Origin of the sequence: Rhodoferax sp., from assembly GCF_012927445.1 — a bacterium.
Lineage (GTDB): Bacteria > Pseudomonadota > Gammaproteobacteria > Burkholderiales > Burkholderiaceae_C > Rhodoferax.
This window is the reverse complement of the sequence record NZ_JABBPD010000007.1, coordinates 56,112-79,330: the sequence shown is the minus strand read 5'-3', so window position 1 is coordinate 79,330 and position 23,219 is coordinate 56,112. Positions and strand designations below refer to the sequence as shown.

The 23,219-nt window shown below is 57.5% G+C and carries 18 protein-coding genes and 5 tRNA genes; all 23 read left to right on the top strand.

What is annotated here, in order from left to right:
• The 23 genes from HHJ17_RS12050 (at position 1) to HHJ17_RS11940 (ending at position 23,153) form a co-directional block, all read left to right on the top strand.
• On the top strand, positions 1-141 hold the full coding sequence (locus HHJ17_RS12050) for a hypothetical protein (RefSeq protein ID WP_296498180.1): 141 nt from the start codon (positions 1-3) through the stop codon (positions 139-141).
• Complete coding sequence (gene trpC / locus HHJ17_RS12045) at positions 134-928, top strand: indole-3-glycerol phosphate synthase TrpC (RefSeq protein WP_296498178.1); 795 nt, start codon at positions 134-136, stop codon at positions 926-928. The genes HHJ17_RS12050 and trpC overlap by 8 nt, the downstream gene beginning before the upstream one ends.
• Positions 929-1,068: 140 nt before the next feature.
• Positions 1,069-1,797, top strand: a complete 729-nt coding sequence (locus tag HHJ17_RS12040) for a uracil-DNA glycosylase (RefSeq protein ID WP_296498200.1) — start codon at positions 1,069-1,071, stop codon at positions 1,795-1,797.
• Between the two features lie 65 nt (positions 1,798-1,862).
• Positions 1,863-1,948: transfer RNA gene (locus HHJ17_RS12035), tRNA-Tyr, on the top strand.
• Between the two features lie 89 nt (positions 1,949-2,037).
• A tRNA-Gly gene (locus tag HHJ17_RS12030) sits at positions 2,038-2,111 on the top strand.
• A gap of 26 nt (positions 2,112-2,137) precedes the next feature.
• Positions 2,138-2,212: transfer RNA gene (locus HHJ17_RS12025), tRNA-Thr, on the top strand.
• Between the two features lie 99 nt (positions 2,213-2,311).
• Positions 2,312-3,502 (top strand): elongation factor Tu, encoded by a 1,191-nt coding sequence (gene tuf / locus HHJ17_RS12020; protein WP_296497000.1) that lies wholly within the window; start codon positions 2,312-2,314, stop codon positions 3,500-3,502.
• 10 nt (positions 3,503-3,512) lie between these two features.
• Positions 3,513-3,588 (top strand) — tRNA-Trp (locus HHJ17_RS12015).
• 111 nt (positions 3,589-3,699) lie between these two features.
• Positions 3,700-4,083, top strand: a complete 384-nt coding sequence (secE, locus tag HHJ17_RS12010) for a preprotein translocase subunit SecE (RefSeq protein WP_296505949.1) — start codon at positions 3,700-3,702, stop codon at positions 4,081-4,083.
• The gene (gene nusG, locus HHJ17_RS12005) at positions 4,083-4,691 is read left to right on the top strand and encodes a transcription termination/antitermination protein NusG (RefSeq protein WP_296498174.1); all 609 of its coding nucleotides are present in this window, start codon (positions 4,083-4,085) and stop codon (positions 4,689-4,691) included. Before secE ends, nusG begins: the two co-directional genes overlap by 1 nt.
• A gap of 128 nt (positions 4,692-4,819) precedes the next feature.
• Positions 4,820-5,251 carry a 50S ribosomal protein L11 gene (rplK, locus tag HHJ17_RS12000; protein WP_296498170.1) on the top strand — a complete coding sequence of 144 codons (432 nt, stop codon included), beginning with the start codon at positions 4,820-4,822 and terminating at the stop codon, positions 5,249-5,251.
• Positions 5,252-5,947 (top strand): 50S ribosomal protein L1, encoded by a 696-nt coding sequence (gene rplA, locus HHJ17_RS11995; protein ID WP_296498167.1) that lies wholly within the window; start codon positions 5,252-5,254, stop codon positions 5,945-5,947.
• A gap of 269 nt (positions 5,948-6,216) precedes the next feature.
• Positions 6,217-6,753, top strand: coding sequence for a 50S ribosomal protein L10 (gene rplJ, locus HHJ17_RS11990; protein ID WP_296498164.1), 537 nt, complete (start codon positions 6,217-6,219; stop codon positions 6,751-6,753).
• 42 nt (positions 6,754-6,795) lie between these two features.
• Complete coding sequence (gene rplL / locus HHJ17_RS11985) at positions 6,796-7,167, top strand: 50S ribosomal protein L7/L12 (RefSeq protein WP_296498161.1); 372 nt, start codon at positions 6,796-6,798, stop codon at positions 7,165-7,167.
• A gap of 229 nt (positions 7,168-7,396) precedes the next feature.
• Positions 7,397-11,509 carry a DNA-directed RNA polymerase subunit beta gene (gene rpoB, locus HHJ17_RS11980; protein ID WP_296498159.1) on the top strand — a complete coding sequence of 1,371 codons (4,113 nt, stop codon included), beginning with the start codon at positions 7,397-7,399 and terminating at the stop codon, positions 11,507-11,509.
• Positions 11,510-11,533: 24 nt separating this feature from the next.
• Complete coding sequence (gene rpoC, locus HHJ17_RS11975; protein ID WP_296498156.1) at positions 11,534-15,751, top strand: DNA-directed RNA polymerase subunit beta'; 4,218 nt, start codon at positions 11,534-11,536, stop codon at positions 15,749-15,751.
• A 113-nt stretch (positions 15,752-15,864) separates the two neighbouring features.
• Positions 15,865-16,425 (top strand): LemA family protein, encoded by a 561-nt coding sequence (locus HHJ17_RS11970; RefSeq protein WP_296498154.1) that lies wholly within the window; start codon positions 15,865-15,867, stop codon positions 16,423-16,425.
• Between the two features lie 8 nt (positions 16,426-16,433).
• On the top strand, positions 16,434-17,759 hold the full coding sequence (rsmB, locus tag HHJ17_RS11965) for a 16S rRNA (cytosine(967)-C(5))-methyltransferase RsmB (RefSeq protein ID WP_296498151.1): 1,326 nt from the start codon (positions 16,434-16,436) through the stop codon (positions 17,757-17,759).
• Positions 17,740-18,351 carry a DUF4390 domain-containing protein gene (locus HHJ17_RS11960; RefSeq protein ID WP_296498149.1) on the top strand — a complete coding sequence of 204 codons (612 nt, stop codon included), beginning with the start codon at positions 17,740-17,742 and terminating at the stop codon, positions 18,349-18,351. The genes rsmB and HHJ17_RS11960 overlap by 20 nt, the downstream gene beginning before the upstream one ends.
• Complete coding sequence (locus tag HHJ17_RS11955; RefSeq protein ID WP_296498146.1) at positions 18,348-20,639, top strand: ATP-binding protein; 2,292 nt, start codon at positions 18,348-18,350, stop codon at positions 20,637-20,639. Before HHJ17_RS11960 ends, HHJ17_RS11955 begins: the two co-directional genes overlap by 4 nt.
• A gap of 38 nt (positions 20,640-20,677) precedes the next feature.
• Positions 20,678-21,355 (top strand): response regulator, encoded by a 678-nt coding sequence (locus HHJ17_RS11950; RefSeq protein WP_296498145.1) that lies wholly within the window; start codon positions 20,678-20,680, stop codon positions 21,353-21,355.
• 55 nt (positions 21,356-21,410) lie between these two features.
• Positions 21,411-21,486 (top strand) — tRNA-Phe (locus tag HHJ17_RS11945).
• Positions 21,487-21,809: 323 nt separating this feature from the next.
• Positions 21,810-23,153 carry a site-specific integrase gene (locus HHJ17_RS11940; protein ID WP_296498142.1) on the top strand — a complete coding sequence of 448 codons (1,344 nt, stop codon included), beginning with the start codon at positions 21,810-21,812 and terminating at the stop codon, positions 23,151-23,153.
• Positions 23,154-23,219: the final 66 nt, after the last annotated feature.

The following is a 23,219-nucleotide window of genomic DNA, read 5'->3' as shown; positions in this document are numbered from 1 at the left end:
ATGGCCCGCCTTTTACACGGCGAGGGCGCCTGGATTGTGCTGGGCGTCTCCGCCCTTTTTATCGTGGTGGGTCTGGTGATGCACCGCGTTTTTATCAACATTTTGAAGAACGGCTCGCAGGAGCCGCCCAAGCATGACTGACATCCTGAACCAAATCGTCGCCGCCAAACGCGAAGAAGTCGCTGCGGCGCTGAACAAAAAATCACTGGAACTGGTGCGTGCCGATGCCGAGTCCCGCGTGCTGACGCGGGATTTCGTCGGCGCCCTGCGCGCCAAAATCGCCGCGGGCAAGCCGGCCGTGATTGCGGAAATCAAAAAAGCCAGTCCGTCCAAGGGGGTGCTGTGCGAGGACTTCATTCCCGCCGATATCGCGCAAACCTATGCCGAGCATGGGGCCGCCTGTTTGTCGGTGTTGACTGACGTGCCGTTTTTCCAGGGTTGTGTGGACTACCTGAAGCAGGCCCGGGCCTCTTGCCAGTTGCCGGTGCTGCGCAAGGATTTCATTGTGGACGCCTATCAGGTCTATGAATCGCGTGCCATGGGCGCCGATGCCATTTTGTTGATTGCCGCCATCCTGGATGACGCGCAGATGAAAGAATTTGAGGCGATTGCGCGCAGCCTGGACATGGCGGTGCTGGTGGAAGTGCATGACGCGGCCGAACTGGCACGCGCCTTGAAGCTCAAAACCCCCTTGATCGGCATCAATAACCGCAACCTGAAGAGCTTTGAAGTGTCGCTGGACACCACTTTGACGCTGATGCGCGATGTGCCGGCCGACCGCCTGCTGGTGACGGAGAGCGGCATCCAGACCCGCGAAGATGTGCTGCGCCTGGGGGCGGCTGGCATCAATGCGTTTTTGGTGGGCGAGGCCTTCATGCGGGCGTCTGATCCGGGTGAGGCGCTCGCCAGCCTGTTCGCCGCCGCCTGAAGGCGCTGACTAGCGCGGTCTATTGCAATTTTTGATTTGCTATTTTTTCAGGAGGCCTTGTGCCCATTCCACAAGGGCTACAGGCCAGTTTCCCGTTTGATTTGAAGGCCCCGACAAACCCCGTCGGCGCGCCGCCCCGGCTGACCGAATGGGCGCCGGAGCGCTGGCCGGTGGCCGATGACTGGCGGCCGCTGGTCAATCATTTTCTGGCCAGTGCAACCGCCGACGAATTGGGGCAGTTCGTGCGGGCGCGTCTGGCGAGTGGCGCCTGCATTTATCCGCCGCAGCCATTTCGGGCGCTGGCGCTGACACCACTGGCGCAAGTCAAGGTCGTCATTCTGGGGCAGGACCCCTATCACGGAGCGGGGCAGGCCGAGGGCTTGGCGTTTTCGGTGGCACCGGGCGTCAAGCCGCCGCCGTCATTGCGCAATATGTTCAAGGAAATCGCCCGCGACCCCCGGCTTGGCGCCGCGGCGCTGCCTGTGCCCGGCGATGGCTCGCTGGTGCGCTGGGCGCGCCAGGGCGTCCTGCTGCTCAACACCTGCCTCACGGTCGAAGAGGGACTGCCGGCCAGTCATGCCCGGCGCGGTTGGGAGGCGCTGACGGACGCCATCGTCCAAGCCGTGGCCCGCCAGGAAAAACCAGTCGTGTTCATGTTGTGGGGGGCTCATGCGCAGGCCAAGCAGAGCCTGATCGCGGCGCATGCCGACCATAGCGGCCTGGCGCAGGCGAAACATTTGGTGCTGACCGCCAATCACCCCTCGCCGCTGTCCGCCCTGCGGCCACCGCAGCCCTTCATCGGCTGCGGCCATTTTGGCTTGGCCAATGCTTTTTTACAGCAGCAGGGCAGCGCGCCGATCGCTTGGTAAATCTAAGTTTCATGAAAAGTATCGGAGAGCTTTGATTATTCATGGCATAATCTGTGGCTCACGCTGGAGAGGTGGCCGAGTGGTTAATGGCAGCAGACTGTAAATCTGCCCTCTTACGAGTACGCTGGTTCGAATCCAGCCCTCTCCACCAGTGAATGGATTAATTGACAGATAGCCGTTGGGGTGCACGCTTAAATGTGCGTGAAGAATCGGTAGCGGTTGCTTGCAGTGCAAGCCAGTGCGGGGTTCGTATAGTGGTAATACCTTAGCCTTCCAAGCTAAAGCGAGGAGTTCGATTCTCCTACCCCGCTCCATGGTTGCCTGTTATTAGGTTGAGTATGCCCATTTGGCTCAGTGGCAGAGCACTCCCTTGGTAAGGGAGAGGTCCCGGGTCCGATTCCCGGAATGGGCACCAGTTTCGGGTGTGTCAATTTGGTGTGCTGACTTGATGTTGGTGCTGGTTGATGTACGATAATTTTGATTTGACAGTCCAGTTACTTTTCGGAGTCTGATAATGGGAAAAGAAAAATTCACACGTACCAAACCGCACGTCAACGTCGGCACGATTGGCCACGTCGATCACGGTAAAACTACGCTGACCGCCGCCATCACCACGGTGCTGGCCGCTAAATTTGGCGGCACCGCCAAAGGCTATGACCAGATCGATGCAGCACCTGAAGAAAAGGCCCGCGGTATCACCATCAATACTGCGCACGTTGAATACGAAACGGCTAACCGCCATTACGCTCACGTTGACTGCCCAGGACACGCTGATTACGTTAAAAACATGATCACTGGCGCGGCCCAAATGGACGGCGCTATTCTGGTCTGTTCCGCTGCTGACGGCCCCATGCCTCAGACCCGCGAGCACATCCTGCTGGCGCGCCAGGTCGGCGTGCCTTACATCATCGTGTTCCTGAACAAGTGCGACATGGTCGACGATGCTGAATTGCTCGAACTCGTTGAAATGGAAGTTCGCGAGTTGCTCGACAAGTATGATTTCCCTGGTGATGACACCCCTATCATCCACGGCAGCGCCAAGCTCGCCATGGAAGGTGACAAGGGTCCGCTGGGCGAAGAAGCCATCATGAAGCTGGCTGATGCACTCGACACCTACATTCCCCTGCCAGAGCGCGCCATCGACGGTGCCTTCCTGATGCCAGTGGAAGACGTGTTCTCGATCTCGGGTCGTGGCACCGTGGTGACCGGTCGTATCGAACGCGGTATTGTTAAAGTCGGCGAAGAAATCGAAATTGTCGGTATCAATGACACGCAGAAAACCATTTGCACCGGTGTTGAAATGTTCCGCAAATTGCTCGACCAAGGTCAAGCAGGCGACAACGTCGGCATCTTGTTGCGCGGTACCAAGCGCGAAGACGTGCAGCGCGGCCAAGTGCTGTGCAAGCCCGGTTCGATCAAGCCACACACCCATTTCACGGGCGAGATCTATGTCTTGTCCAAAGATGAAGGTGGCCGTCACACCCCGTTCTTCAACAACTACCGTCCCCAGTTCTACTTCCGTACCACGGACGTGACCGGTGCGATCGAGTTGCCAGAAGGCAAGGAAATGGTCATGCCAGGCGATAACGTGTCGATCACCGTCAAGTTGATCAACCCGATTGCCATGGAAGAAGGTCTGCGTTTTGCTATCCGTGAAGGTGGCAAGACGGTCGGTGCCGGTGTGGTTGCCAAGATCATCGCGTAATTTTTTCAGTAGGGGCGTAGCTCAATTGGCAGAGCGTCGGTCTCCAAAACCGAAGGTTGATGGTTCGATTCCTTCCGCCCCTGCCACCTGACTGTGTAGAGTAGGTGGATTCCAAGCCCGCTATGCGAATAGCGGGCTTCAGCGTCTGATGACGACTGAGTTTGATTTGACGTAGAGAAAGCGCGAGATAGAGAAAAATGGCCACCACACAAGTTCAAACTGTCAGTACCGGCATCGATAAGGCCAAGTTGGCTGCAGCAGTTGCATTGGTTGTCGCCGCATTGGCGGCCTATTATTTACTTGGCAAGCAAGGACCGCTGGCTCAGTGGAGTGCTTTGCTGTTGGGTTTGGCTGTTGCCGTCGTGGTATTTTTCACCGCTGAGCCGGGCAAAGCGCTGTACGCCTTTGGTCGGGATGCCTGGCGTGAGGTTAAAAAAGTCGTCTGGCCGGCACGCAAAGAAGCCATTCAAATGACGGCCTATGTGTTTGTCTTTGTGCTGGTCATGGCCTTGTTTCTCTGGTTGACTGACAAAACGCTCGAGTGGGTGTTTTATGACTTAATTCTGGGGTGGAAAAAATAATGAATGATGTTGTAGAAACTCCGTCAAACGATACGCCCGCAGCCGCGCAAATTCTGGCGACGGCGCCGACTAATCCTGATCTGCGCTGGTATGTGGTCCATGCCTATTCAGGTATGGAAAAAGCAGTCGAGCGGAACATCATCGAGCGCATCACTCGCGCCGGGATGGAAAGCAAATTTGGCCGTATTCTGGTTCCCATGGAGGAGGTGGTTGAGATCAAGAACGGCCAGAAGAAGACGACTGAACGCAAGTTCTTTCCGGGTTATGTGTTGGTCGAAATGGTCATGGACGATGAGACTTGGCACTTGGTCAAGCACACCAACAAGGTAACTGGTTTCGTGGGTGGCGCAAAGAACCGTCCGGCTCCGATATCAGAAGCCGAGGTGATGAAGATCGTCAACCAGATGCAGGAAGGCACCGAGAAGCCACGCCACAAAGTTGAATTTGAGGTGGGTGAGTTTGTGCGCGTCAAGGATGGTCCTTTTACCGACTTCAACGGTTCGGTGGAAGACGTCAACTACGAAAAGAGCAAGGTCCGCGTCGCTGTCACGATTTTCGGCCGCTCCACACCTGTAGAGCTTGATTTCTCGCAGATCGAAAAGACCTGAATTTGAAATATTGGATTTCGCACTTTTCGACTCGGTGCGAATGTAGTTAGTGAGTCGTTAACCCCGGGGAGCCAGGGCCTGCGCATATAAAGCACGGTCAGGGCGATATCACCCGTAAGGAGAAAATCATGGCGAAAAAAATCGTCGGTTTTGTCAAGCTGCAAGTTCCAGCAGGCAAGGCCAACCCATCACCACCCATCGGACCTGCATTGGGTCAACGCGGTTTGAACATCATGGAGTTCTGCAAGGCGTTTAACGCCCAGACCCAAGGTATTGAGCCGGGTTTGCCACTGCCCGTGGTGATTACCGCTTTCGCGGACAAGAGTTTTACCTTCATCATCAAATCGCCACCATCGTCGATTCTGATCAAGAAGGCTGTGAAGATTGACAAGGGTTCTGCCCGTCCACAGGCTGACAAGGTCGGCAAGATCACGCGCGCACAGCTCGAAGAAATTGCTAACACCAAGATGAAAGACTTGACCGCTGCCGACATGGACGCAGCTGTTCGCACCATCGCTGGCTCTGCCCGCTCGATGGGCGTGATTGTGGAGGGTGTTTAAATGACCCAGCTCACCAAAAAACAAAAGTCCTTCCAGGGCAAGATTGACAGCAACAAGCTGTACCCGCTGGCAGATGCTCTGGGCCTCGTCAAAGAGTGTGCCAACGCCAAGTTCGATGAATCCATCGACGTGGCGGTGCAGCTCGGCATTGATGCCAAGAAGTCTGACCAAGTGGTGCGTGGCGCTGTCGTGCTGCCCAATGGCACTGGCAAGACCAAACGTGTCGCCGTGTTCGCACAAGGCGCCAAGGCTGAAGAAGCCAAGGCTGCTGGTGCTGACATCGTCGGTATGGACGATCTGGCTGCCATGATCAAGGCTGGCGATATGCCGTTTGACATCGTGATTGCTGCCCCTGATGCCATGCGCGTCGTCGGTACTTTGGGTCAGATTCTTGGCCCACGTGGTTTGATGCCTAACCCCAAGGTGGGTACCGTCACGCCTGACGTGGCAACCGCAGTGAAGAACGCCAAGGCCGGTCAAGTGCAGTTCCGTGTTGACAAAGCCGGTATTGTTCACTCCACGATCGGTCGTCGTTCATTCGACACAGACAAGCTGCAAGGCAATCTGGCTGCACTGGTGGACGCCTTGACCAAGGCCAAGCCCGCTACCAGCAAGGGTGTATACCTGAAAAAAGTGGCAGTTTCGTCAACGATGGGTGTCGGTGTCCGCGTGGACCTGCAAACCATCGCAGCGTAATTGCAAAAAATTCAGACCGCCTGAAAAGGTGGTCCGATGTGGTGGGCTGCTCATATTGCGAAATGTGGGCGGGTCATCCAAGACCGTTGGTGTGCAGGCCGTAGTGGTACGGGTAAGCACTTAATCAGTGGGCACTGGGTTCACCCAAGGCTCAGCCAACGCAGATGGCGATCCCGCTGCAGATGGAATAAGTTCCGAAACAGTTGGTCGCTGCAATGTGGCGTACTTGAAGGCAATTTGCTGACAAGTACATTTTGAAGGAGTAGACCTTGAGTCTTAATCGCAGTGAGAAAGAAGCGGTCATCAGTGATGTGACTGGCCTCGCCGCAAAAGCTCAAACGCTCGTGCTGGCGGAGTACCGTGGCATCACGGTCGCTGACATGACCAAATTGCGCTCCACCGCGCGCAGCAATGGCGTAAGTCTGAGTGTGTTGAAAAACACCTTGGCTCGTCGTGCTGTTGCCGGTAGCGGATTTGACGTCGTGTCTGACCTGATGACCGGTCCGCTGATCTATAGCTTTTCTGAAGATGCAGTGGCTGCCGCGCGAGTGGTGGCTGACTTCGCGAAAACCAATGACAAGTTGGTGATTCGCGGTGGTGCATACGGCGGAAAAGCCCTGGACGTGAACGGCGTTAAGCAATTGGCAAGCATCCCTTCCAAGGAAGTGTTGCTGGCACAGTTGCTGGGCTTGATGCAATCCCCGATTTCGCGTACGGCACGTGTGCTGGCAGCGATCGCGGAGCAAAGAAGCGCTGGTGTGGAAGAAGCACCCGCAGAAGCATCTGCTGAGGCAGTTGAGGCTTGATAGCCTCCTGCATGTGGTAACCAATATTGTTAGGAAATAAAAATGGCATTCGATAAAGACGCATTTTTGACCGCGCTGGACAGCATGACGGTCATGGAACTCAACGACCTGGTGAAAGCCATCGAAGAGAAATTTGGCGTAAGCGCTGCAGCCATGTCTGCACCTGCTGCTGGCGGCGCTGCTGCTGCTGCAGTTGAAGAAAAGACTGAATTCAACGTTGTTCTGCTCGAAGCAGGCGCAGCCAAGGTTTCGGTCATCAAGGCTGTGCGCGAAATCACAGGCCTGGGCCTGAAAGAAGCCAAAGATCTGGTGGACGGCGCTCCAAAGAATGTCAAAGAAGGCATCTCCAAGGCTGACGCTGACGCCGCTATGAAGAAGCTGGTTGAAGCTGGTGCCAAGGTCGAATTGAAATAATCGATCTTCGCTAAAAGGCTGGGTGCTCCAAAAGAGCCCCCAGCCTTTGGCGCTTATAAGAGCGCACTGAAAAACAGAGTAAAAGTCTGTTTTTCAGTGTCTTCTGACCCCGACTTCAGAAGATGCCTTGGTTCGGGTTGCACGCAATGTGCAGCCGTCCGCCAATGATTGGTAGTGGCCAATCACCAAGAAGCACCCCAGGATTCCTTAGTCTTTGCCCGGAGATCTCATGGCTTACACATACACCGAACGCAAGCGCATTCGCAAAAATTTTGGCAGTCGCGATAGCGTGCTCGAAATACCCTACCTGTTGCAAATGCAAAAGGATGCCTACACGGCATTCTTACAGGCCGATGTTCCGCCGAAAAAGCGAACTGTAGAGGGTCTTCAGGCTGCTTTTGAAGCGGCTTTCCCGATCATCTCCCACAACGGTTTTGTCGAGATGAAATATCTCGAATACAACTTGGCCAAGCCCGCGTTTGACGTGCGTGAATGCCAGACCCGTGGGCTGACATTTGCTTCGGCTGTGCGGGCCAAGGTTCAACTGTTTATCTATGACCGTGAATCTTCGACCTCGCAAAACAAGGTGATCAAAGAGGTCAAAGAGCAAGAAGTCTACATGGGCGAAGTGCCCCTGATGACTGGCAAAGGCTCGTTCATCATCAACGGCACGGAGCGCGTGATCGTTTCTCAGTTGCACCGTTCGCCGGGTGTTTTCTTTGAACACGACAAGGGTAAAACCCACAGTTCGGGCAAGCTGCTGTTTTCGGCACGCATTATTCCTTATCGTGGTTCCTGGCTCGATTTTGAATTCGACCCGAAAGACATTCTGTACTTCCGGGTGGACCGTCGCCGCAAGATGCCGGTCACGATTCTGCTCAAGGCCATCGGCCTGAACCACGAGTCCATTCTGGCGAACTTCTTCGTCAATGACAATTTCCGTCTGATGGACAGTGGTGCCCAGATGGAGTTTGTGGCTGAGCGCCTGCGCGGTGAAGTGGCCCGTTTTGATATCACGGACAAGAGCGGCAAAGTGGTGGTGGCGAAAGACAAGCGGGTCACCGCACGTCATACCCGCGAACTGGAGCAATCCGGTACCACGCACGTCAGCGTCCCGGAGGATTTCCTGGTGGGTCGCGTCGTGGCACGCAACCTCGTCGACACCGATACCGGCGAGATTCTGGCCAAGGCAAACGAAGAGATCACTGAAGTGCTGCTCAAGAAGTTGCGCACCGCAGGCGTTCAGGATTTGCCGTGTATTTACACCAATGAACTGGATCAGGGTGCGTACATTTCGCAAACCCTGCGCAGCGACGAAACGGTGGATGAATTTGCCGCACGCGTCGCCATCTACCGCATGATGCGCCCCGGCGAGCCACCAACAGAAGATGCTGTGCAGGCACTGTTCCAGCGTTTGTTCTACAACCCCGACACCTACGATCTGTCGCGTGTTGGCCGGATGAAGTTCAATGCCAAGATGGGTCGTCCGGAATCGACCGGCCCCATGGTGCTGACCAACGAAGACATCCTGTCCGTTGTCAAGATTCTGGTTGACTTGCGCAATGGTCGCGGTGAAGTGGACGATATCGACCACCTTGGCAACCGGCGCGTGCGTTGTGTTGGCGAATTGGCCGAAAACCAATACCGCACGGGTCTGGCACGGATTGAAAAAGCCGTGAAAGAGCGTCTCGGCCAGGCTGAGCAAGAGCCGCTCATGCCGCATGATTTGATCAACAGCAAGCCGATTTCGGCTGCTCTGAAAGAATTCTTCGGTGCGTCCCAGCTGTCACAGTTCATGGACCAGACCAATCCGCTGTCGGAGATTACCCACAAGCGCCGCGTATCGGCTCTTGGCCCAGGTGGTTTGACGCGTGAGCGTGCCGGCTTTGAAGTGCGTGACGTGCACGTGACCCATTACGGTCGTGTGTGCCCGATTGAAACGCCTGAAGGTCCAAACATTGGTCTGATCAATTCGCTGGCCCTGTATGCCCGCCTGAACGAATACGGCTTCATTGAAACGCCTTATCGTCGCGTGGTGGACAGCAAGGTCACGATGGATATCGACTATTTGTCCGCCATTGAGGAAGGCAAATACGTTATCGCGCAGGCCAATGCCACACTGGACAAAGAAGGCCTGCTCACCGGCGAGTTGATCTCGGCGCGTGAAGCGGGTGAGTCGATCCTGGTCGGTGCCGAGCGCGTCCAGTACATGGATGTGTCTCCTGGACAGATCGTGTCCGTGGCCGCCTCCCTGGTGCCTTTCCTTGAGCACGATGATGCAAACCGCGCCTTGATGGGCGCCAATATGTCACGTCAAGCGGTGCCGATTCTGCGTCCGGAAAAACCATTTGTTGGCACCGGCATTGAGCGGGTGGCGGCAGTTGACTCCGGCACCGTGGTGACCGCTACCCGGGGTGGCGTGGTGGACTATGTGGATGCGACCCGTGTCGTGATTCGCGTGAACGACGCCGAAGCACAAGCCGGTGAAGTCGGTGTGGATATTTACAATCTCATCAAGTACCAACGTTCCAACCAGAACACCAACATTCACCAGCGCCCGATTGTCAAAAAGGGTGACTTGTTGGCCAAGGGCGACGTGATTGCCGACGGTGCATCGACCGACCTGGGTGAACTGGCTTTGGGCCAGAACATGCTGGTGGCGTTCATGCCCTGGAACGGCTACAACTTCGAAGATTCGATCTTGATCAGTGAGCGTGTGGTCGCCGAAGACCGTTACACCTCCATTCATATCGAGGAATTGGTGGTCATGGCGCGTGACACCAAGCTGGGCTCCGAAGAAATTACCCGCGACATCCCGAATTTGAGCGAGCAACAGCTCAACCGTCTGGACGAGTCGGGCATCATCTATGTCGGTGCTGAAGTTCAGCCGGGTGATACGCTGGTCGGCAAAGTGACGCCTAAGGGCGAAACCACTTTGACACCGGAAGAAAAATTGCTGCGCGCCATTTTTGGTGAAAAAGCCAGTGACGTGAAAGACACCTCATTGCGCGTGGGTCAGGGCTCATCAGGGACTGTGATCGATGTGCAGGTCTTCACCCGCGAAGGTATCGTGCGTGACCGCCGTGCGCAACAGATCATCGATGACGAACTCAAGCGCTTCCGCCTGGATTTGAATGACCAGCTCCGCATTGTGGAAGCGGATGCATTTGACCGGATGGAAAAATTGTTGACCGGCAAGATTGCCAATGGCGGACCGCAAAAGCTCGCCAAAGGCACCAAGATCGACAAGGCGTACTTGAGCTCGGTGGACAAGTTCCATTGGTTCGATATTCGCCCTGCTGATGATGACATCGCGACGCAACTGGAAAGCATCAAGAATTCCCAGGAGCAAACCCGCCACAGCTACGACCTCTCGTTTGAAGAGAAGCGCAAGAAATTGACGCAAGGTGACGAGTTGCCTGCCGGTGTCTTGAAGATGGTCAAGGTTTACCTGGCTGTCAAACGTCATCTGCAAGCGGGCGACAAGATGGCCGGCCGCCACGGTAACAAGGGGGTGGTTTCCAGGATCGTCCCGGTCGAAGACATGCCGTTCATGGCGGATGGCACGCCCTGCGATATTGTTCTGAATCCCTTGGGCGTGCCTTCGCGGATGAACATCGGGCAGGTGCTGGAAGTGCACTTGGGTTGGGCTGCAAAAGGCATTGGCCAACGTATCGGCGACATGCTGCAGGCAGAGTCCAAACTCGCGGACCTGCGCAAATTCCTCGACACGCTGTACAACGGCGCCGGTCGCAAGGAAGATGTGTCGAAGCTGAGCGACGACCAGGTGCTGGAGATGGCCCTCAACCTGAGCGGCGGTGTCACGTTTGCCTCCCCGGTGTTTGATGGTGCCTCGGAAGAGGACATCCGCGACATGCTGAAACTGGCTTACCCGGATGACATCGTCAAGGCCAAGGGGCTGACGGCCGCCCGTACGCAGGCCAATCTGTTTGACGGTCGCAGCGGTGACCCGTTTGATCGTCCAACCACGATCGGCTACATGCACTACCTGAAGCTTCACCATTTGGTGGACGACAAGATGCACGCCCGTTCCACCGGTCCTTACAGTCTCGTGACCCAGCAACCACTCGGCGGTAAAGCGCAGTTTGGTGGCCAGCGTTTCGGTGAGATGGAGGTCTGGGCGCTGGAAGCTTACGGCGCTGCTTACACACTGCAGGAAATGCTCACGGTCAAGTCCGATGACGTGGTGGGTCGTACCAAGGTGTACGAGAGCATTGTCAAGGGTGAGCATTCGATCGAAGCCGGCATGCCGGAGTCGTTCAATGTGCTGGTCAAGGAAATTCGCTCCCTCGGTATCGATATCGAGTTGGAACGCAGCTAAGCACGGACAAGAAAAGGATTCAACATGAAATCATTACTCGACCTGTTCAAGCAGTTCACGCCAGATGAGCATTTCAATGCCATCAAGATTGGCATGGCTTCTCCCGAGAAGATTCGTTCATGGTCATTCGGTGAAGTCAAAAAGCCGGAAACCATCAACTACCGCACGTTCAAGCCAGAGCGCGATGGCCTGTTTTGCGCCAAGATTTTTGGCCCTATCAAGGACTACGAATGCCTGTGCGGTAAATACAAGCGTCTGAAACACCGTGGTGTGATCTGCGAGAAGTGCGGCGTTGAAGTGACCCAGACCAAAGTGCGCCGCGAGCGTATGGGCCACATCGACCTGGCAGCGCCTTGTGCGCACATCTGGTTCCTGAAATCGCTGCCGTCACGTCTGGGCCTGGTGCTCGACATGACCCTGCGTGACATTGAACGCGTGCTGTACTTTGAAGCTTATGTCGTGACCGATCCCGGCATGACCCCGCTGAAGAAATTCAGCATCATGTCGGAAGATGACTACGACGCCAAATTCAAGGAATATGGCGATGAGTTTCAAGCCAAGATGGGTGCCGAAGGCATCAAGGATTTGCTGCAAAGCATTGACATTGACGGTTCGATCGAAAAGCTGCGCAACGACCCCACCGGCTCCGAGCTGAAGATCAAGAAAAACACCAAGCGCCTCAAGTTGCTTGAAGCATTCAAAAAATCCGGCATCAAGCCCGAGTGGATGGTGCTGGATGTGTTGCCGGTGTTGCCGCCGGACTTGCGTCCGCTGGTGCCATTGGACGGTGGCCGTTTCGCCACCTCCGATCTGAACGATCTGTATCGCCGCGTCATCAACCGCAACAGCCGTCTGCGTCGCCTGCTCGAATTGAAGGCGCCCGAGATCATTGCCCGCAATGAAAAGCGCATGCTGCAAGAAGCAGTGGATTCGCTGCTGGACAACGGTCGTCGCGGCAAAGCCATGACCGGCGCCAACAAGCGCGCCCTCAAGTCGCTCGCCGACATGATCAAGGGCAAGAGTGGTCGTTTCCGTCAGAATTTGCTGGGTAAACGGGTCGATTACTCGGGTCGTTCCGTGATTGTGGTGGGCCCAACGCTCAAGCTGCATCAGTGCGGTTTGCCAAAACTGATGGCGCTTGAATTGTTCAAGCCCTTCATCTTCGCGCGTCTCGAAGCGATGGGCATTGCGACCACCATCAAGGCCGCCAAGAAGGAAGTTGAATCCGGCACGCCAGTGGTGTGGGACATCCTGGAAGAGGTGATTAAAGAGCACCCCGTGATGCTGAACCGTGCACCTACGCTGCACCGCTTGGGCATTCAGGCCTTTGAGCCGATCCTGATTGAAGGCAAAGCCATTCAGTTGCACCCGCTGGTTTGCGCCGCGTTCAATGCCGACTTTGACGGTGACCAGATGGCGGTTCACGTGCCACTGTCCGTGGAAGCGCAAGTGGAGTGCCGCACACTGATGCTGGCCTCCAACAATGTGCTGTTCCCGTCCAACGGCGAACCCTCCATCGTGCCGTCGCAAGACGTGGTGCTGGGCTTGTACTACACGACCCGCGACAAAATCAACGGCAAGGGCGAGGGCTTGATTTTTGCCGATACCGGTGAAGTGCAACGCGCTTTTGATGCGGGCGAGGTTGAGCTGACTTCTCGCGTCAACGTGCGTTTGACCGAGTACACCAAGGACAAAGAAACCGGTGAACTGGTGCCTTCGACCAAGCTGTGGGAAACCACGGCCGGTCGTGCCCTGTTGTCGGAAATCTTGCCCAAGGGCCTGCCATTTGCCAACATCAACAAGGCGTTGAAGAAGAAAGAAATTTCTAAACTCATCAATGTCTCGTTCCGCAAGTGCGGTCTCAAAGAGACGGTTATTTTTGCCGACAAACTCTTGCAGTATGGTTTCCGTCTGGCCACCAAAGCCGGCATCTCGATCTGCATTGACGACATGCTGGTGCCGACTGAAAAGCAGGGCATCATTGATCGCGCCGAGAAGGAAGTTAAGGAAATCGGACAACAGTACACGTCTGGTCTGGTGACTTCCGGTGAGCGCTACAACAAGGTGGTGGACATCTGGGGCAAAGCCGGTGACGAAGTCTCCAAGGTGATGATGGCCCAGTTGTCCAAGGAAGTGGTCACTGACCGCCATGGCAACCAGGTGCAGCAAGAGTCCTTCAACTCCATTTACATGATGGCTGACTCCGGTGCCCGCGGCTCCGCCGCCCAGATTCGTCAGGTGGCTGGTATGCGGGGTCTGATGGCCAAGCCGGATGGCTCGATCATCGAGACGCCAATTACGGCGAACTTCCGCGAAGGTCTGAACGTGCTGGAGTACTTCATCTCCACCCACGGTGCCCGAAAAGGTCTCGCGGATACGGCGTTGAAGACCGCCAACTCCGGTTACCTGACACGTCGTTTGGTCGACGTGACGCAGGATCTGGTGGTGACCGAACAAGACTGTGGCACGCACAGTGGCTACCTCATGCGCGCGATTGTCGAAGGCGGTGAGGTCATTGAATCCTTGCGCGACCGCATTTTGGGTCGGACCGCAGCGGATGACATCCTGCATCCGGAGAACCGCTCCGTGCTGGCCCCGGCCGGCGCCATGCTGGACGAAGACCTGATTGACGAGCTCGAAGTCTTTGGCGTGGATGAAGTCAAAGTACGTACGGCGCTGACTTGCGAAACCCGTTTTGGCATTTGCGCCAAATGCTATGGCCGCGATCTGGGTCGTGGCGGCTTGGTCAACGGTGGCGAAGCGGTCGGTGTGATTGCTGCGCAATCCATCGGTGAGCCCGGCACACAGTTGACGATGCGTACCTTCCACATCGGTGGCGCCGCATCGCGCGCCGCCATTGCCTCCAGCGTGGAAGCCAAGTCCAACGGCAACATCGGCTTTAACGCCACGATGCGCTATGTGACGAATGGCAAAAAGGAGCAGGTGGTCATTTCCCGTTCCGGTGAAATCGTCATTCATGACGAGCATGGCCGTGAGCGCGAACGCCACAAGGTGCCGTATGGCGCCGTGCTGGCCGTGAAAGCGGACCAGACCGTGAAGTCTGGCGCAATCCTCGCCAACTGGGATCCGTTGACCCGCCCGATCATTACCGAATTTGCGGGCAAGGCCCTGTTCGAAAATGTGGAAGAAGGCCTGACGGTTGCCAAACAGGTGGATGAAGTGACCGGTCTGTCCACCATGGTGGTGATCGATCCCAAACGCCGTGGTTCGGCCAAAGTTATCCGTCCGCAAGTCAAGCTGATTGACGCGTCCGGTAACGAAGTCAAGATCCCTGGCACCGACCACTCCGTGACGATCGGCTTCCCGATTGGCTCGCTGGTTCAAGTGCGTGATGGCCAGGACGTGGGCCCAGGCGAAGTGCTGGCCCGTATCCCGATCGAAGGTCAGAAAACGCGCGATATTACCGGCGGTTTGCCGCGGGTGGCTGAATTGTTCGAGGCCCGTTCGCCGAAGGACAAGGGCGTGCTGGCTGAAATGACCGGTACCGTGTCATTCGGCAAAGAAACCAAAGGCAAGATTCGTCTGCAAATCACTGATCCTGAAGGTGCCGTCTGGGAAGAACTGGTGCCCAAGGAAAAGAGCATCATCGTGCACGAAGGTCAGGTTGTGAACAAGGGCGAAAGCGTTGTTGACGGTCCCGCCGATCCACAAGACATTTTGCGACTGCTCGGCTCGGAAGAGTTGGCCCGTTACATCGTGGACGAGGTGCAGGACGTGTACCGCTTGCAGGGCGTGAAGATCAACGACAAGCACATTGAAGTGATTGTTCGCCAGATGTTGCGCCGGGTCGTCGTTGAAAATGCAGGGGACTCGACCTACATCAACGGCGAACAAGTGGAGCGTTCGGAAATGCTCAACACCAATGATGCGTTGCGCGCCGAAGACAAGATTCCCGCGCGATTCACCAACTTGTTGTTGGGTATCACCAAGGCATCCTTGTCGACCGACAGTTTCATCAGCGCGGCTTCCTTCCAGGAAACCACCCGTGTTCTGACCGAAGCTGCCATCATGGGCAAGCGCGACGAATTGCGTGGCTTGAAGGAAAACGTCATTGTGGGTCGACTGATTCCAGCCGGTACCGGCATGGCTTATCACGAAGCTCGCAAAATCCGCGAGAACATGGACGACGCCGAGCGTCGCGCCATTTCCGAGGCCGAAGCTGCCGAATTGGCGGGTGAGGTCGAGGCGACCGAAGCAAACGAAGGCTCAGCAACCGAGTAATCCTCGAATTGCTATCTAAAGAATAGCGCCTCAAGCCCTTTCTACGGGCTTGAGGCGTTTTCAATTGTTGCTTTTAAAGATTTGTACTTGACTGGGTCTGGAGAGCGAAAGAAATGAGCGATTCCCTCATGGTCTGGTTGGCCATCGCCGTGTTGCTGTTCTGGTCCATGGGGGCCTACAACCGGCTGGTGCGTCTGCGCTCCCAGGGTCTGGTTGCGTTTGCCGCTCTGGAGGGGCTGTTGAATCAATACCTTGAATTGGTGAAAACCAATTGCCCGGACGCTGGTGAGGCCAATGCCGGCCCTGCCGCAAGGCCGGAACAAGACGCTTTTTCTGCTGCCTGGGCCGCACTCACGGCCGCTGCAGAACAGTTCAATGCCTCGCTGAAAGTGGTGCATGCACAGCCTCTGAAGGGACCGACGATGCTGGCCTTGGGCACGGCGCTGGAGACCCTGCGTTTGTCCTGGTCCCGCCTGCAAAACTTGCCGGCTGATCTGGCTGGGCCCGCACTGCCGGCTTCGCTGCAGTCGCAGTGGGAGCAGCTTGCCTCGCAGGTCGACCTAGCGCGGGCCGAGTTCAACGGACGGGTAGTTAATTACAACGAAGCCATTGCTCAGTTTCCGGCGCTTTTGCTGGCCTGGGTATTTGGTTTCAAGCCGGCACAGCCGATATAGGTTTGACGATGGACACGAACGAACAAAAAATCCCCTTGTGGCGACAATTGCAGGCCGTCGCGGGCGTCTTGCAGGCCGTCCGCTCCGGTGTATCTGGCACGGCCGCCCTGGCCGATGTCTCGGCTGATTTGCGCCCGGGCGTGCAGGCGCTGACATTTCATGTGTTACGTTCACTTGGGCGCGCGGAGGCGCTGCGCCAGTTGCTGGCCAGCCGCTCGCCGCCACCGCCCGCTGACGCTCTGTTGTGCACCGCGCTGGCCTTGGCGTGGCGCGAGGAAGACGCCCCTTATGAGGTGTTCACCCTCGTCAATCAGGCAGTCGAGGCGGCCAAACGCAGTGCGGCAACCCAGCCCCAGGCCAGCTTCATCAATGCCTGTTTGCGCCGTTTCTTGCGCGAACGTGACAGTTTGGTGGCCAGCACGGACAACAAACCGGTGGCGGTGTGGAACCATCCCAAATGGTGGATTGAGCGGCTGCAAAAGGAATGGCCCCATGATTGGCGCGCCATTCTGGCGGCCAACAACCGCCAGGCGCCGATGACGCTGCGGGTGAATGTCCGGCGGTCTGGCGTGCTGCCTTATTTGCAGACATTGGCAAACGCCGGTTTGAACGCCAGTGCGGCCGGCCAGTCGGGCGTTACCCTGGCGCAAGCCAAACCGGTGCAGGACTTGCCGGGCTTTGCGCAGGGCGTGGTGTCGGTGCAGGATGCCGCCGCGCAGCTCGCCGCGCCACTGCTGCTGTCCGGCCTGACCGCCATGGGCCCGCTCCGTGTGCTGGACGCCTGTGCGGCCCCCGGTGGCAAAACGGCGCACCTGCTGGAGATTGCGGACTGCACCGTGACCGCGCTGGATGTTGACCCCGCCCGCTGCGAGCGAATTCACCAAACCCTGCAGCGGCTGGAGCTGCAAGCCCAGGTGCTGGTGGGCGACGCGGCCAACACGGCCGCCTGGTGGGATGGCCAGCTGTTCGATGCTATTTTGCTGGACGCGCCGTGCTCCGCCTCCGGCATCGTGCGGCGCCACCCCGATGTCCGCTGGCTGCGGCGAGAGTCCGATATTGGCCAGTTGGCCGTGATTCAAGCCCGGTTGTTGAAAGCCTTGTGGCCCTTGGTGAAGCCGGGCGGGCGACTGCTGTATTGCACCTGCTCCGTTTTCAGGGCCGAGGGTGAAGATCAGATCAAAACGTTTCTTGCACACAACACCCAGGCGACCTTGCTGCCCTCGCCTGGGCATTTATTGCCCCATAACGGGGCAAATGGCGATGCCGTCCCGGACAATCTAGCTTGTGACCATGACGGCTTTTATTACGCACTGCTTGAAAAACGCACGCCTTGACCTGATTGGGCTGCTGGCCTGTGCCTGTCTGGTCTGGGCCCATCCTGGAGCGGCGCGGGCGGAAGCGCCGGCCACAGAAATTTCTCTTCTGAAGTTCGAACGTGCCAGCGATGCGGTGTTACTGACCGCCACGCTCAAATTCGAATTGCCCGCAGCGGTCCAGGATGCCCTGCTCAAGGGGGTTGCCATCATTTTCGTGGCCGAGGCGGACGTCTTGCGCGAACGCTGGTACTGGATGAACAAGAAGGTGGTGAGCGCTGAGCGCCATATGCGGCTGGCCTATCAGCCGCTAACCCGCCGCTGGCGGCTGAATGTGGCCTCCGGACGGATCAGCAATGTCGGTCTTGGAATGGCCCTCAATCAGAACTTCGAGAGCCTGCCCGACGCCTTGGCGGCCGTGCAACGGCTGTCGCGCTGGAAAATAGCCGACGTCTCGGACATTGACCTCGAACAGAACCATTTGGTTGACTTTCGTTTTCGCCTGGATGTGTCACAGCTGCCGCGCCCCTTGCAGATTGGCACCTTAGGCCAGACTGACTGGGACATTTCTGCCTCATCAATCCGGCCGCTGCTGCTGGAGAGCGTCAAGTGAACGGCACAGGGGCAGTTACAGATTTAGTCGGCCGCTTCTCCCTGAGGAATTCCCGCACCCTGCGCTGGACGGTGGGCGCGGGCCTGGCGGCGATGGTGGCGGTCGGGTTGGTGCTGTTGTTCCTGTTGACGCAAGCCACCACCAACCGCGACATGTACGAGCGCAATTACGCGCGCCTCTTCACCCTCAACATGGTGATTGCCGGCCTGCTGCTGGTCGTCATTATCTGGATTGCCTACCGCCTGATGAAACGGCTGCGGCAGGGTAAATTTGGCAGTCGGCTGCTGGTCAAGCTGGCCGCTATTTTTGCGCTGGCCGGGTTTGCCCCGGGGGTTCTGATTTATGTGGTGTCCTACCAGTTTGTGTCGCGCTCGATTGAAAGCTGGTTTGACGTCAAGGTGGAAGGCGCCCTGGATGCCGGTCTTAACCTGGGCCGTGTCACGCTGGAAACCTTGTCCAACGACTTGGCCAGCAAGGCGCGCGCCGCTGCGGCGCAACTGGCCGACACGCAGAATGTCAGTGCCGCCTTGCCGCTGGAGCGCGCCCGCGACCAGTTGGGGGCGAGTGATGTGATCCTCTGGAGTGGCTCCGGTCAGCTGATTGCCGCCGTGGGCCAATCCCGCTACCAGCTCAATCCGGAGCGGCCCAGCCAGCAGCAGTTTCGCAGTGCGCGGGCGCAGAAGTCCGTCACCTGGATTGACGGGCTGGATGATGCGGTACCGGGCGAGGCGGTCAATGCACGGATCAAGGCGCTGGTGCTGATGTCCAGCACCAGCTTGGGATTGTTGAGTGAGCCGCGCTTCCTGCTGGTGACCAAGACCTTGCCCAGCACGCTGGTGGAATATGCGCTGGCGGTGACCGAAGCCAATCGGGAGTACCAGGAACGGGCGCTGGCGCGTGATGGCTTGCGCCGCATGTACATCGGCACCTTGACGCTCAGCCTGTTTCTGGCCGTGTTTGGCGCCGTCTTGCTGGCCGTGGTACTGGGCAACCAGATTGCGCGCCCGCTGTTGCTGCTGGCGGACGGCGTGAGCCAGGTGGCCGCCGGCGATTTGACGCCGAAAGCCTCGCTGCAAGGAAAAGACGAGTTGGATGGCCTGACCCGCTCGTTCGCCGACATGACGCAGCAACTGGCCGATGCCCGCGCGGCAGTGGAGTCCAGCATGGAGCAGGTGAACGCGGCGCGGGCCAATTTGCAGACGATTCTCGACAACCTCACAGCGGGTGTCATGGTGCTCGATGCCCACGGCGTCATTCAGTCGTCCAATCCGGGGGCGACCCGCATTTTGCGGGTGCCGCTGGCGGCTTACGAAGGCCAGCGCCTGGCCGATATTGAGGGCATGCAGACCTTTGGCGAGAAGGTTCAAGCCCAGTTTGATTCGTTTCTAGGAGCTCAAAATGAGCATGGCCTGGATCATTGGCAACAGTCCTTCGAACTGGGAAACGCCGCCGCCGCCATGACCGGCAGGCAAGCAGACGATGCTATTATTTTGGTAGCGCGTGGCGCAGAATTGCCGGGGGCTACAAGGCTATTGGTCTTTGATGACATCTCGGAGATCGTGTCCGCGCAACGTTCGCAGGCTTGGGGTGAAGTCGCCCGGCGCCTGGCGCATGAGATCAAGAACCCGCTGACCCCCATTCAGTTGTCCGCCGAACGGCTGGAGATGAAGTTGACGGGCAAGGTGGCCCCGGCGGAGCAGGCCCTGCTCACCAAGTCGGTCAAAACCATTGTTGACCAGGTGGAGGCCATGAAGCGTCTGGTGAATGAATTCCGGGACTACGCGCGGCTGCCGGCGGCGGAACTGAAGCCGCTGGACCTGAATGCCTTGGTGTCCGAGGTGTTGCAGCTGTATGCCAGCGAAGGCTCCCAGGTGCCGGTGCAGACCGAGCTTGACCCGCGCAACCCGCGGGTGATGGGGGACGCCCAGCAGTTGCGCCAGGTGCTGCACAACCTGCTGCAGAACGCGCAGGATGCCACGGAAACAGCCGGCTACACCGACGCAGAACATCCTGTGACCCTCAAAACCCAATGCATTGAAAGCACAGGACGCGTTCGCCTGAGCGTGCTGGACTGCGGCACCGGTTTTCCGGAGCACATCCTCAAACGCGCGTTTGAACCCTATGTCACCACCAAAACCAAGGGCACCGGACTGGGCCTGGCGGTGGTCAAAAAAATCGCCGACGAGCATGCCTCCCGCGTGGATATTGCCAACCGGGTGCTGGACGGTAAAGTGGTGGGTGCTCAAGTGTCGTTATCATTCGCCATCGAGAGTGTCGTACCGGTCTAGCCGGGCGACCCAGGCATATCCAAGGGACGCGCTAAATCATGGCAAACATACTGGTGGTTGACGACGAGCTCGGCATCCGCGATCTGTTGTGTGAAATTCTGAATGACGAAGGACACAACGTTGAAGTGGCGGAAAACGCCGCCCAAGCCCGTGCTGCGCGCGTGCGCGAGCGGCCCGATCTGGTGTTGCTGGACATCTGGATGCCGGACACCGATGGCGTGACGCTGCTCAAGGAGTGGTCAACCACTGGCGCCCTCACCATGCCCGTCATCATGATGAGCGGGCATGCCACCATTGAAACCGCGGTGGAGGCCACCAAGATCGGCGCGCTGGCGTTCCTGGAAAAACCCATCACCCTGCAAAAGCTGCTCAAAGCGGTTGAGCAGGGACTGGCGCGCGGCATGGTCCGCAAGCCCGTCGCGCCACTGTTGGCCCCGGCCGTCTTGCAGGTGCTGGAGGTGACGGCCATCGACGGACAGGCCGGCGTTTTAGTCGTCGAAACGGGCCCGCTATCGCAGCAAAGTTTCATGCTCGATAAGCCCTTGCGCGAGTCACGCGACGAATTTGAAAAGGCTTATTTTGAATACCACCTGGCCAAAGAAAATGGGTCCATGACACGGGTGGCAGAAAAAACAGGGCTTGAGAGAACGCACCTGTACCGCAAATTGAAGCAGTTGGGGGTCGACTTGTTGCGGTCCAAGCGCAGCGCCGCCTGACCTGTGGTTGGCTGCTTAATTTCGGGGTAGAGATGCTGCTATAATTTGGCGCTTAGGCCTGGTAGCTCAGTCGGTAGAGCAGAGGATTGAAAATCCTTGTGTCGGTGGTTCGATTCCGCCCCGGGCCACCAAACCAATCTCCTTGCTAATCAACAGGTTAGGACGGTAGATGAAAAAAGCGACCCCTTCAAAGGTCGCTTTTTTTATGGTTTTCTGACGTTTTTCTGGCAAAAACGCCTGCGAGCCACTGCGATGGATAGCGCTCGGGTGCGGTCGACTGCGCAGGCAGTGGTGTCGAAATCATGATGCCGCTGCGAAGCTATACGCAACTCCCTATTTACGGAGTTGTCCATGCAGTTGCTTTTCACCGGGTTTTATCCAGCCGCCCCCGCGGCCTTGACCCTCCCCAGCTTTCCCCGTGCCGCCAGCCGCTGCCGCTTCGCGGGGCTGTCCCATGGCTAAGCCCTACAAAGAGAGCGGTGTCTGGTCGTTCCGCCTGCGCATCAAGGGCGATGACATCTATCGCACAGGTTTTGCCACGGAAGCGCTGGCCCGGCGTGAGGCGGATAACTTGCGCCACGCGCTTAAAAACACGGGCAAGCCCGCTCATAAAGGGCCCTGGAAAACGTCGCTGGGCGAGGCGCTCATTGACTATGGGCGTGAACACCTGCCCCGCTTGAAGGGCGGCGAACAGGAGGCAGTCCGTATCAACCGCTATCTGCGCCTGGCGGGTTTTCCCATCCTCAAACTGTTTTCAGTGGAAGATGAGGCGCAAATCACCGAAAAAAGCGTCGTTTACTGGCGCGTGGAGTTGGAGGGTGCTCGCGGTCCCCGCAAAATTCCGCAGGGCCTGAGTGCGCATCGCCAGAAGCAGGCGCAGACAACCCAACGCAGCGATGCGCTGCGTAAACGGTTGGCTGGCACCCCCGTGGCAGATATCAGCTCCCATGATATTCAGACACTGATTGATAACGCAGGGAGCGAAGGCAAAGGCGCTTCAACGATTCGACTCGAGCATGCGTTGCTGCGTCATTTCTTCAACTATGCGCTTCATACCTGGAAATGGCCCCTGGTCGGTGGTAATCCCGCCCTCAATCGCGAGCTCCCCGACTTGGACAACGCGCGGGATCGCGTGCTCAGCAACAGGGAATGGAAACTCATCAGCGCGGCGTTGGAACAGACCCGCAGCCCTTACGTCAGCAATGTTCTCGCACTTTTGCTTGAATCCGCCATGCGTTGCTCAGAAGCGCTGGTGCGGGTGCGTTGGCAGGATTTCAACGAAGAGACGTGCTTGCTCATGTTACGTAAAGCAAAGGCGGGCTGGCGTCAGGTGCCGCTCAACCCCGGTGCGATGCAGGTCATGAGTCAGTTGCGTGAGCATGCTTTGAGTTTGGGGCCTGTGCAACCGGCCATGCCCGTTTTTAGACTGACCTACGAAGCGCTGCGAGCCGCGTGGAACCGGGTCTGTGAGCGGGCGGGCGTTGAGGGAGTCAATCTCCATGACCTGCGCCATACGAGCGCAACACGATTTGCTTTGGAACTCCACGGCAACATGCCGGTGCTCAAAATCATCACGGGGCACAAAACGGACTCGCAGTTGATGCGTTACATCAACATCAAGCCCGAGGACGTCTCCCGCCTGCTGCACGGGCGGCCCTTAAATCACGACGACGCACCAGCAGGGCTGCATGTTATCCGCGCAGAAGTCGTCCGCCCACTTCCGGGAGCGCCCTCGTTGCAGCCGCAAAACCTGCCGGCCAATGTTGTCGCATTCGTTCGCCGGGGCGCAGGTCCCTGAATCTGCGGATAAATTTTTGAAGCCAATGCGTGGGGAAGTGTTCATGCCCCACGCATTGGCCTATAC

Coding starts and splice junctions, on each gene's coding strand:
- nusG (WP_296498174.1), top strand. CDS start 4,083: ATGAATGATGTTGTAGAAACTCCGTCAAACGATACGCCCGCAGCCGCG.
- rplL (WP_296498161.1), top strand. CDS start 6,796: ATGGCATTCGATAAAGACGCATTTTTGACCGCGCTGGACAGCATGACG.
- tuf (WP_296497000.1), top strand. CDS start 2,312: ATGGGAAAAGAAAAATTCACACGTACCAAACCGCACGTCAACGTCGGC.
- rplA (WP_296498167.1), top strand. CDS start 5,252: ATGACCCAGCTCACCAAAAAACAAAAGTCCTTCCAGGGCAAGATTGAC.
- HHJ17_RS11970 (WP_296498154.1), top strand. CDS start 15,865: ATGAGCGATTCCCTCATGGTCTGGTTGGCCATCGCCGTGTTGCTGTTC.
- trpC (WP_296498178.1), top strand. CDS start 134: ATGACTGACATCCTGAACCAAATCGTCGCCGCCAAACGCGAAGAAGTC.
- secE (WP_296505949.1), top strand. CDS start 3,700: ATGGCCACCACACAAGTTCAAACTGTCAGTACCGGCATCGATAAGGCC.
- HHJ17_RS12050 (WP_296498180.1), top strand. CDS start 1: ATGGCCCGCCTTTTACACGGCGAGGGCGCCTGGATTGTGCTGGGCGTC.
- rpoB (WP_296498159.1), top strand. CDS start 7,397: ATGGCTTACACATACACCGAACGCAAGCGCATTCGCAAAAATTTTGGC.
- rsmB (WP_296498151.1), top strand. CDS start 16,434: ATGGACACGAACGAACAAAAAATCCCCTTGTGGCGACAATTGCAGGCC.
- rpoC (WP_296498156.1), top strand. CDS start 11,534: ATGAAATCATTACTCGACCTGTTCAAGCAGTTCACGCCAGATGAGCAT.
- rplK (WP_296498170.1), top strand. CDS start 4,820: ATGGCGAAAAAAATCGTCGGTTTTGTCAAGCTGCAAGTTCCAGCAGGC.
- HHJ17_RS11950 (WP_296498145.1), top strand. CDS start 20,678: ATGGCAAACATACTGGTGGTTGACGACGAGCTCGGCATCCGCGATCTG.
- HHJ17_RS11940 (WP_296498142.1), top strand. CDS start 21,810: ATGGCTAAGCCCTACAAAGAGAGCGGTGTCTGGTCGTTCCGCCTGCGC.